The sequence below is a fragment of the Dolichospermum sp. LEGE 00240 genome, from assembly GCF_015207875.1.
GTDB classification, from domain to species: Bacteria; Cyanobacteriota; Cyanobacteriia; order Cyanobacteriales; family Nostocaceae; genus Dolichospermum; species Dolichospermum gracile.
The window spans coordinates 1-8997 of the sequence record NZ_JADEVZ010000121.1; the positions used below are offsets into that span (position 1 = coordinate 1).

The 8997-nt window shown below is 39.1% G+C and carries 10 protein-coding genes and 1 pseudogene; 3 read left to right on the forward strand and 8 right to left on the reverse strand.

The features are described 5' to 3' along the window. Positions 1-59: 59 nt before the first annotated feature. Both IQ226_RS23635 and IQ226_RS23640 read right to left on the reverse strand, forming a co-directional pair. The gene (locus IQ226_RS23635; RefSeq protein ID WP_193899472.1) at positions 60-758 is read right to left on the reverse strand and encodes an aldehyde oxygenase (deformylating); all 699 of its coding nucleotides are present in this window, start codon (positions 756-758) and stop codon (positions 60-62) included. Positions 759-954: 196 nt separating this feature from the next. After that, a complete protein-coding gene (locus tag IQ226_RS23640; protein WP_193899474.1) occupies positions 955-1227 on the reverse strand; it encodes a hypothetical protein in 273 nt (90 codons plus the stop codon). A gap of 72 nt (positions 1228-1299) precedes the next feature. On the opposite strand from IQ226_RS23640, the pseudogene IQ226_RS26090 reads away from it, so the two are divergent. Together IQ226_RS26090 and IQ226_RS25740 are read left to right on the forward strand one after the other, a co-directional pair. Further along, positions 1300-1425, forward strand: a pseudogene (locus IQ226_RS26090) (carbohydrate ABC transporter permease); the annotation flags it as partial. A 483-nt stretch (positions 1426-1908) separates the two neighbouring features. Beyond that, positions 1909-2043: a hypothetical protein gene (locus IQ226_RS25740; RefSeq protein WP_255539998.1), complete on the forward strand. Its 135-nt coding sequence runs from the start codon at positions 1909-1911 to the stop codon at positions 2041-2043. A 160-nt stretch (positions 2044-2203) separates the two neighbouring features. Here the strand turns inward: IQ226_RS25740 and IQ226_RS23645 are convergent, their stop codons facing one another. The 4 genes from IQ226_RS23645 to IQ226_RS23660 form a co-directional block, all read right to left on the reverse strand. Then, entirely contained in the window at positions 2204-3358 is a 1155-nt protein-coding gene (locus IQ226_RS23645) for an iron-containing alcohol dehydrogenase (RefSeq protein WP_193899476.1), read from the reverse strand. 303 nt (positions 3359-3661) lie between these two features. After that, positions 3662-4729 carry an AI-2E family transporter gene (locus tag IQ226_RS23650; RefSeq protein WP_193899477.1) on the reverse strand — a complete coding sequence of 356 codons (1068 nt, stop codon included), beginning with the start codon at positions 4727-4729 and terminating at the stop codon, positions 3662-3664. A 72-nt stretch (positions 4730-4801) separates the two neighbouring features. Next, on the reverse strand, positions 4802-5230 hold the full coding sequence (locus IQ226_RS23655) for an NUDIX hydrolase (RefSeq protein WP_193899478.1): 429 nt from the start codon (positions 5228-5230) through the stop codon (positions 4802-4804). Between the two features lie 3 nt (positions 5231-5233). Further along, positions 5234-5638, reverse strand: coding sequence for a hypothetical protein (locus IQ226_RS23660; protein WP_193899479.1), 405 nt, complete (start codon positions 5636-5638; stop codon positions 5234-5236). 391 nt (positions 5639-6029) lie between these two features. Here IQ226_RS23660 and IQ226_RS26095 point away from each other — a divergent pair, with 391 nt between their 5' ends. Next, complete coding sequence (locus IQ226_RS26095; RefSeq protein ID WP_193899480.1) at positions 6030-6953, forward strand: Ycf66 family protein; 924 nt, start codon at positions 6030-6032, stop codon at positions 6951-6953. A 52-nt stretch (positions 6954-7005) separates the two neighbouring features. Here IQ226_RS26095 and IQ226_RS23670 read toward each other — a convergent pair whose 3' ends face one another. Further along, positions 7006-8100, reverse strand: coding sequence for a phosphotransacetylase family protein (locus IQ226_RS23670; protein WP_193899481.1), 1095 nt, complete (start codon positions 8098-8100; stop codon positions 7006-7008). A 225-nt stretch (positions 8101-8325) separates the two neighbouring features. Further along, positions 8326-8448: a hypothetical protein gene (locus IQ226_RS23675; protein ID WP_255539999.1), complete on the reverse strand. Its 123-nt coding sequence runs from the start codon at positions 8446-8448 to the stop codon at positions 8326-8328. Positions 8449-8997 lie beyond the last annotated feature (549 nt).

The window sequence follows — 8997 nt, forward strand, 5'->3', positions numbered from 1 at the left end:
GCCCCCTGCCCCCTGCTCTGAAAACCTGGGGTAACATAGTTGTCACCCCGAGGGCATTTCTAAGCGGCTACAAGTCCGTATGCGGAAAGACGCATGATATCCCGGGTAGTGAAGCCAATGTTACTTAGGGCCTCACCATATTGAATCATAAAGTCTTCCACTAAAGCGTCTTTTTCCATAGCTAAGATTTTGGCATCATCTGCCACTTGATTGAGCATTCTCCATACTAGAGGTAGGTTTTGGCGGTTAGCTTCCTCTAACTCGGCTTGGGATTCTGTAAAGTTTTTTTGCAGCCACACTTCACCAAAGTTGAGATGGCTGTATTCTTCTTTTACTACTCCTTCCGTGATTTTACGAGCGAAATCATCAGCTACAGGAATATAGATATTGTAGGCGGCGATCGCAAAACATTCGATAATTAATGATTGAATCAACAGGCAGGTAACTATTTTACCTTCTCTAGCTGCTGCTTGGAAATTGTCGTGTAGTCCCAAGAAAAACTTTTTCGCAAATTCTAAATCTGGAGTCACTTTTAAGTTCCGTCCACAGGCTTCAAATCCCTTTTTGTGGCGACTTTCCATTTTTGAGAGGACAATTAGTTCCTTTTCCTGTGCCGGCAGTAGTTGAGCTAATGTAATGTAATTTTCGTGGGCTTCTTGTTCTCCTTCAATTACGATCGCATTGATGCGGCTATAAGCATCTTTATATATTTCACTTTGAAAATCAATTGTTTCAATTTGGTCTACAAGTTGCTGCATTGTCTGTATTACTCCGTTAACCCTGCTCATTTGATACAAAAACTCAACTTACCCGATAAATTTGGGGTAATTATCACTGTGATTTAATTTAACTTAACAAGAAACTATAGTTATTAGATTAGTTTTTACTGATGGTTGTACCACCAGAAAAACAAATGTATGAAGTCATAGCCAATGTCCAAGCTAAACTGGAATCTCAAAAACGCCGATTTTTGAGGCTGTTAGCAGCACGAACAGGTAGATTTAGAGTTTTGCTGCCGCTAATTGTGGTTTTCCTAACTTCCTTTGGGTCTGAAGCTACCACAAACAACAAAGACTTCCCAGAATAATGGGACTTTAGCCAATTACCACTGGGGATGGTAGGGAAGTTTTTAGTGAACTTTGAATATTCTACCTTAGTAGCGATCGCACTTACAGCTTTTCCAATTTTCACTTTAGCTTTAGCTTTCTCCTGATTGGCGATTAGCATGATTTGTTTAAACCTTTCCTAGGCACGGCTTAACCATAATTAAGTATAATACAACTAGCTTTGTTGTGACAAAAAGAGAGTTTTACCAATAGTTTTTCGTTAATGATAGCAGCAGCGACAATAGCCGTGATAGTGTTATTTTTAATTAGTCAACGCCAATTTATTCAAGGTATTGCTACAACGGGAATAAAGAATTAGGCATTGGTTAATTGTTAGTATTAATGAGAAGGATAATATTTTTAAAGTTTACAGCTTTGGTAAAATATAGGACTTACGCATTGACAGGATCAACCAAATGTGAGGTATGGGTTTTGGGCATTTTAACGTGATTTTTTGATTATTTTTGAGCGATAGCGAAGCGCTGCTGCAAGCAGTTCGCTATTGAACAGAAGTTAATCGCCTAAAGCCTGAAACGACGGATTTTCGTTCATTCACATCATGGTTAATTTGTATAGTGCGTAAGTCCTAAAATATATTTATTGTCATCGAATTAGACTAGTATGTTAATTCTGTGTATTTCTGGAGGGATTGTCCCGAAAATTATTGGTGTTACCGTAGTTTACACCGAGAACACCTGTTTCAGGCACTTTCTCATAAAAATATGGCGGCACAAAATGTGCATGAAGTCTTATGGGATAAGGGATTCAGAATTAACACACTAGAATTAGACTAAAAACTTTTATGAAAGCAATCCAAACCACAGGTAAAATTGATGAACAAGGTCAATTATCCTTAGATTATCCAATTGAAGCGTCTCCGAAGGAGAAACTCCTAACACCGAACTCAGGTGATTTTGGTGATAATGAAATACGTTAAACCGGCGGTTAGAAACCGCGTCTACACAGGTAAAACCCACCTGCGTGGGTTTCAAATCCTTGATTTTTCCTTAGTCGGCCCAGGCGGACTTTGTTTGTGTAGCCGTGAATTCCATTCGCCAGGTCTTAAGTTGAAACCATTTAACCTAGGGATTTAACCTTTAAGCACAAAGAGCTAAAATCTGTTCCACAACTTGCGGGTTAACATCTTTATTTTCCCCTAAAGCAGTCATTCCATGTTTTTCTAAATTCTGGATAACTGCGGGAATAGTTTCTACTCCCACACCATAATCAGACAAATGAGTGCGAACACCAACTGATTCAAAGAAATCACGAGTTTTAGTAATTGCAGCATTTACCCGTTCCTCTTCCGAACCACCGACAATTTGCCAAACCCTATCTGCATATTGTAGAAGTTTTTGCCACTTGCGATCGCGTCTAATCGTCAAAGTTCCAGGTAACACAACCGCCAAAGTTTGAGCATGATCCATACCATGCAACGCTGTCAACTCATGACCTATCATGTGAGTCGTCCAATCTTGAGGCACACCAGCCGCAATTAACCCATTTAATGCCATTGTTGCCGACCAAACCAAATTTGCCCGCGCCTCATAATCTGTAGGATTTGCTAAAGTTTTTGGTCCTTCTGAAATTAAAGTTTGTAAAATTGATTCAGCCATGCGGTCTTGTAATGGTGCATTCACCGGATAGGTCAAATACTGCTCCATCACATGAGTAAAAGCATCAACAATACCATTGCTAATTTGCCGAGGAGGCAGGGAGAAAGTTGTTTCTGGGTCAAGAACGGAAAATTTCGGAAACACCAAGGGACTAGCGAAAAATAACTTGTCTTTAGTTTCCCATTTTGTCACGACTGAATTTGTATTCATTTCTGAACCAGTCGCAGGTAAAGTCAAAACCACCCCCATTGGTAAAGCCGCCGTTACCGGTGCGCCTTTCGCTAAAATATCCCAAGGGTCGCCTACAAAAGGAACAGCAGCCGCGATAAACTTAGTCCCGTCTGCAACAGAACCACCACCCACAGCCAACAGAAAATCAATCCCTTCTTTGCGGATTAACTTAACCGCCTGCATTAAAGTTTCAAAATGAGGATTGGGTTCAATACCGCCGAACTCAAATACATTTCTACCAGCTAATGCCGCTTTTACTTGATCATAAACCCCATTAGCTTTAATGCTACCACCACCGTAGGTAATCAGAATTTTTGCATCTGCGGGGATTTCTGAAGCAATATTAGCGATTTGACCCTTACCAAACAGGATTTTAACTGGGTTGTAAAAAACAAAATTTTCCATAACTTTAGTCACTCAAGAGAATTAGATTTCACCTTGAGTATTGTAATCACTTTCTTGATTTTTGTGCCTGTACCGACAGAATACTATTTTCCCACAATTTAATTAAAAGTTGGAGAATTGTGTCCCAGACATTTTTATCAATTTATTTCATAATGGTTGCCATTATCTGGTAATAATTCCAAGTCTGTGATTGTCCAGCGAACTCCTTCATATACCTGACTCATACAGCCTCCTGTGGGGTGATATGAATATTTTAGTTCTTGACTAATGAAATTTGTGAAAACTACATTTTATCACTGGTAGTTACTCACTATCAACGGCAGTTTTATTAAATTCACCATTACGCCAAGTATCAGCCATATCTTTAATAAAACTAGCAAGAGGAATAGCAACCAATAATCCCAATACACCGCCTAACTTTGCGCCTATTAATAAAGAAATTACCACCCATACAGGATTTAAACCAGTTAAATTTCCTAAAATACGTGGGGCAATAATATTAGAATTAATTTGATCAATAGCCACACCTATAGCCGCAACCTCTAACCCTAAACCAAAGTCTTTTAAAGTTATTAATAAACTGACAATACCAATGCCAATACCCGTACCAAAAGGAAATAGGGAAAACAAACCAATTCCTATGCCAAAAAGTAGTGATAAAGGCACTCGTAAAAGAACAAAAGCCAATGTTATAGATACAGCTAAAATAGCCCCTAAAGTAGCTTGACCAATGAAATAATTATTAAAATCTTCTCGCAGTAATTCTCGCACCTTTTTTGCTGTTTTTGGGGGAAACCAAAGATAAATTCCATTCCATAAACTTTCCCCATTCAATACTAAATAAATAGTCAAAACTATGGTAATTAATAAATTCAATAAATTGCCAATAGTATCGAAAGCAAACCCTAAAATTTTCCCAGTAAAAGATTGCAATTGACTTGATATTTTTCCTAAAATTTCACCAGCTAATCCACTTAAATTTACTGGTAGTTGCTGAGTAGCTGCCCAATTTTGCAAAGCTTCTATTTGTTGAGTTGCCGATTCTATCCAATAGGGAAGAAGATTAGCTAACTCATTCAATTGTTCCAGAATAAGTGGTAGCAGAATTACACCTACAGCACCCAAAATAATAATAGATAACAGTAATACCACTACAACTGCTAAAATTCGAGGTACTCCCCGTTTTTGGAGAAGTTGAATGGGGTAATCTAGTACAAAAGCCAGAAGAATAGCAACGGAAATAACACTAACCAAAGGCTGAAAATAGTTAATGAATTGAATTAATAACCATCCATTTAAAAGAATCACAGGAAAGGCTAATCCTATGTTTAACCATTTAGGTAAATTTGGTAGACTTTTTACTGGCTGCATGGCATTTATTAAGAATATAATTTTGGCAAAATGTCTGGAAAACTCAAAAAGTTTGTGAATCGGATTATCAGACTATAGAGTTCTGATAAAATCCAGCATAATTTTTTGAGGTAAATCTGCTAAAGGTCTAACTTCTCCGGCTTTTTCAGAATAATATTTACCCTTGTGAATATCTGCTGCTGTTAATAAATCTAAATCCCACCCTTCTGAAAGTACAAGTTGACTTACTGGAACTAACAATGGTGCTTGAAATACATAACGCACAGCTTTTTCGTCCCTATAAATTCCAAATTTGGTAAAATTAGTTAACTCATAGCCAATTTCTTCCATAACCTCGCGCTGAACGGCTATTTCTGGACTTTCTCCCGGTTCTATATGTCCACCGAATAAGGCCCAACAACCCGGAGCGATAATATTAGGAATATTATCCCGTAATTGCATTAAAAACTTACTTTCTCGATAAAGAATGGCGACGGCTACATAAGCTAGTTGACTATTCATAAATTACTTTTCCTCTAAATAAACTTCACCGTATTCTTTACCAGCCAAAGGGACACTCTGGTACTGAACATTTCCCTTCAATACCACCTGTTCTCCAACTTGGAAATTGCCCTGATTAGTGATCACCCAAATTTTCCCAGTTGAGTCATTAATTTGATATGCTTTTTTCTTAATTAACGGAGCATATTTTTCTACTTTACCTTGAATGTAAATTGTCGTATCCTGATTTTTTTTGGTAATTTTTTGAATCTGTGCTACATTAGTACCAATATTGAAATTTTTAAGATTGATACCAGAATTTACTCCCTTACCACAAGCATAAAGCCCCGTTACCAGAGAGAAAGATAGTCCCACCGTAAATATCTTGGCTGGTGGCATCAAAGCTATAAATTGAACGAATTTTTGCATTACTGCCAATTTTATCTCCAGGTTACACAAAGATAATTATCACGAAATGGCGATCGCCGATCCTTATCGAGCCTTAGAAGACTATCAGTGAAAATGGTCAACTTTTAGCCTATGGTTTATCTAATATGGAAGTGAAGGTCAATACCTTGTCCAAATTGAAAAAAGCCTTGATTTGTAGGTTGAGTTGTGGAACGTAAACGGATCCCTGCGGGACACTGCGTGAACGCGAAGCAACAGCATGAAAGCTAACAAATACGTTGGGTTGCGCTATCGCTTAATCCAACAACGGAAAAAATGGACAAGGTATTGGAAGGTGGGAGAAATTCAATATCCTACCTATTCCCTGTTCCCTGTTCCCTTTCTTTATTGAAATAGTAAGGAGTATTAAAAAATGCTGGCTTATCTTCTAGCGTTGATAGTCGCTTTTGGAAGTCTCGCCATTTATTTATCAGCCTTCTTGTTTCCAGAAATCCATCGTAAGAATGATTTTATCTGGAGTGGTGTTGGGCTATTCTACGCTTTAGTATTATGGATTTTTGCACCTCGGATTACTGGAGGGCTGTTACTGGGTCATGTAGCTAGTGTGGCACTGTTAGTATGGTCTGTGTCCCAAACTCTGTCATTACGGCGACAACTTGCCCCCGCAGGACAACAAACTCCTCTCCCCAGTCCTGAGCTAATTAAGGTGAGTTTTCAAGAACAAATGTCAAAGTTTTCTGTAAAAGAGAAATTTGGACAGTTATCAAGCTTTGTTGCTAGTGTGTTTGGTGGTGCTAAGGCGAAAATACAGCAGACTGTGAATAAAAAGCCTGTAATTAAAACTGCTGCAGAGATTTTGCGAACAAATGGAACTGAAGCAACGCCACCATCAGTATTACCAGATGAGTCGGTAACTGCTATCCCAGCAATGACAACTGAAACTTCGTCTGAGGAGACTTTTGCTCAATCTTCTATGTTGGAGGTGGTAGAAGTAGCACCAACTCCACCCACTGTCATAGAGGAAGAACAGGTAATTCCGCCAACAGCACCGGAAACTGTGGTAGAGATCACTCAAACTGAGGTGGTGATTTCCGAGTCGTCTATCACAGGAGAAACTGAAACTGTGGTAGAGATCACTCAAACTGAGGTGGTGATTGCCAGAGAAGAAACTAGCGAAATGGCAAGTGCGCCAGAAGTAAGTTCCCCAAATTCAGTGACATCGGAGTTATTGGCGGCAGAAGCAGCCGAAAAATCTGATCTGACTGTTGAGGAAGTTAAACCGGTTGGGGAAGCATTGCCAGAACAAATACCTTTCAATAAACCAGTTGAGGAGTAATCAAGGGGATTTACGCTGCTGATTCTGATCAATCAAGGGAATCTGGACAATTTTATGATAATGCTGCCGCTGGATTGAATCCCAATTGGGATAATAAGCGGTCAATATCAAAATGCTCAGACATAAGAGAGCGAATGCACTCTATTTTAATTGGTTCATGGACGCGGACTTGACCAAAGGTGCGGTCAATGATTTCTACCGTGGTGAGAGTGTCTAAATCCACTGATAAAATCGGGATTTCTAACTCTTCGGCCCGGTTGAGGATAAATGGAGGAGGTGGCAGTTGTCCAGTCAGGATGAGGCATTGGGTAGATGTTTCTAAGGCTGCTTGTTGAATTTCAACGCGATCGCCTCCTGTGACTACTGCCATGTTCTGACGTTTGCGGAAGTATTTGACGGCGGAGTTGACGTTCATCGCCCCAATGGCGAGACTTTCGACTAATAAATCTAGGCGATCGCTCCGACAAAGGACTTCCGCGTTTAACTGCTTGACTAATTCCCCAACGCTCACACTGCGGAGGATATCGCTTTTGGGCAATGTTGCGAGGACGGAAATCCCCTGTTTTTCTAAGAATGGGCGCAAGAGTGTATGAACTACCTCTAATTGTTCGTGAGGGACTTCGTTAATCACGACACCCATTAACCTTGTACCTAATTGCTGTTTAGCAAACAACAACGCCTCAACAGAAGTTAGTGATTGATAACGACTAATTAAGAGTACAGGCGCATCTAATTTTTCTGCCAGTTCCAGCAAGGATAATCCAAATAAATTTCCTTCCGATAAGTTAGCCGGACCTTCTAACAGTACCAAATTACTCTTTGGTATTTGTGAATACTGCTGTACTAGTAACTGTTGATAGTTAGTTGTGTCTTCTCCCTGTAAGCGTTTCTGGACGGTAATTTCATCCAAAGATAATAAGGTGGGAGCAATGCGGTTGTCTGGTAGGTTAAGATGATGAGTAATGAACTGGACATCTTCTTCAACTACCGTTCTGGCAGATGTCTTGACAAAATTACCCAAAGGTTTGCCATAAGCAATATCCAAACCTTTTTGTTTTAGCTGATGAGACAAACCTAAAACTGTTGCAGATTTGCCACTGTAAGCTTCAACTGATCCAACCAGCAAGTATTTAGCAAGTGTTGGCACGTATGCACTCCTAATTTCAAAGGTTTGTACAACTCAGCTAGGTGCCTACTAATTTTAGTGCAATAGGCGGAAGGTAAATAGCTTTAGCAATCCTAATTGCCTAAATTTTCAAAATTAAATGGGAATAAATCTAGCTGTGGTAGGTATTGTAGCGATTTTGATCAAGATAAAAATATCTGTTTAAATAAATAATTTACGCTTGTCAGCATACAACAGCGATTATGATTATATTGAAGCTTTAATTTCCTCCCATGTCATTACATTATCTGGATTTGTTTCATGATCAAGTTCTCGTTTTTGTGCTGCTGTTAAATCGGGATAAGCCTGTTCTGCTGGGATACTTTCCAAAATATCTTGTACAATCCGAATTCTATCGGCAATACTCAGGGCTTTGATTTCATTTTAAAGTTACACTAATGTCCATGTTTATTGGCCTCCATAGGAAGATCAGGTATTTATCTATTTCCTAGGATAAGCGATCGCTCTCAGCTTTGAGTTAATTTGAGGGTGCGATCGCACTGCATCCCAGGCATCGCTTCATCCTTTTATAGCGTATAATCTGAGTATCTTTGCACTTAGCCCTAACTCCCTCAAAAACAATTAATGCCTTTATAGAATAGAAGGAGCGTCAATGGAGCAACCTCCATGACAGTCATAAATTAAAAGAATTTGAGCAGATAATGCCAATTGATAGACCGCAATGACACGCGCAAGAAGAGATGCCAAACCCATTTTTTCTGCTATACAGGAGATATTAGACAGAGTTTTCCAAATACATAGTTATTCAGCGAGTATTTCATTAAAATAATCTTGGAGGAGTAGTTATGGCGGCAAAATACTTTAATCCTTATACAGATTTCGGTTTTAAGAAACTGTTCGGTGAGGAAGGCAGTAAAG

Coding starts and splice junctions, on each gene's coding strand:
- IQ226_RS23635 (WP_193899472.1), bottom strand. CDS start 758: ATGCAGCAACTTGTAGACCAAATTGAAACAATTGATTTTCAAAGTGAA.
- IQ226_RS23640 (WP_193899474.1), bottom strand. CDS start 1,227: ATGCTAATCGCCAATCAGGAGAAAGCTAAAGCTAAAGTGAAAATTGGA.
- IQ226_RS25740 (WP_255539998.1), top strand. CDS start 1,909: ATGAAAGCAATCCAAACCACAGGTAAAATTGATGAACAAGGTCAATTA.
- IQ226_RS23645 (WP_193899476.1), bottom strand. CDS start 3,358: ATGGAAAATTTTGTTTTTTACAACCCAGTTAAAATCCTGTTTGGTAAG.
- IQ226_RS23650 (WP_193899477.1), bottom strand. CDS start 4,729: ATGCAGCCAGTAAAAAGTCTACCAAATTTACCTAAATGGTTAAACATA.
- IQ226_RS23655 (WP_193899478.1), bottom strand. CDS start 5,230: ATGAATAGTCAACTAGCTTATGTAGCCGTCGCCATTCTTTATCGAGAA.
- IQ226_RS23660 (WP_193899479.1), bottom strand. CDS start 5,638: ATGCAAAAATTCGTTCAATTTATAGCTTTGATGCCACCAGCCAAGATA.
- IQ226_RS26095 (WP_193899480.1), top strand. CDS start 6,030: ATGCTGGCTTATCTTCTAGCGTTGATAGTCGCTTTTGGAAGTCTCGCC.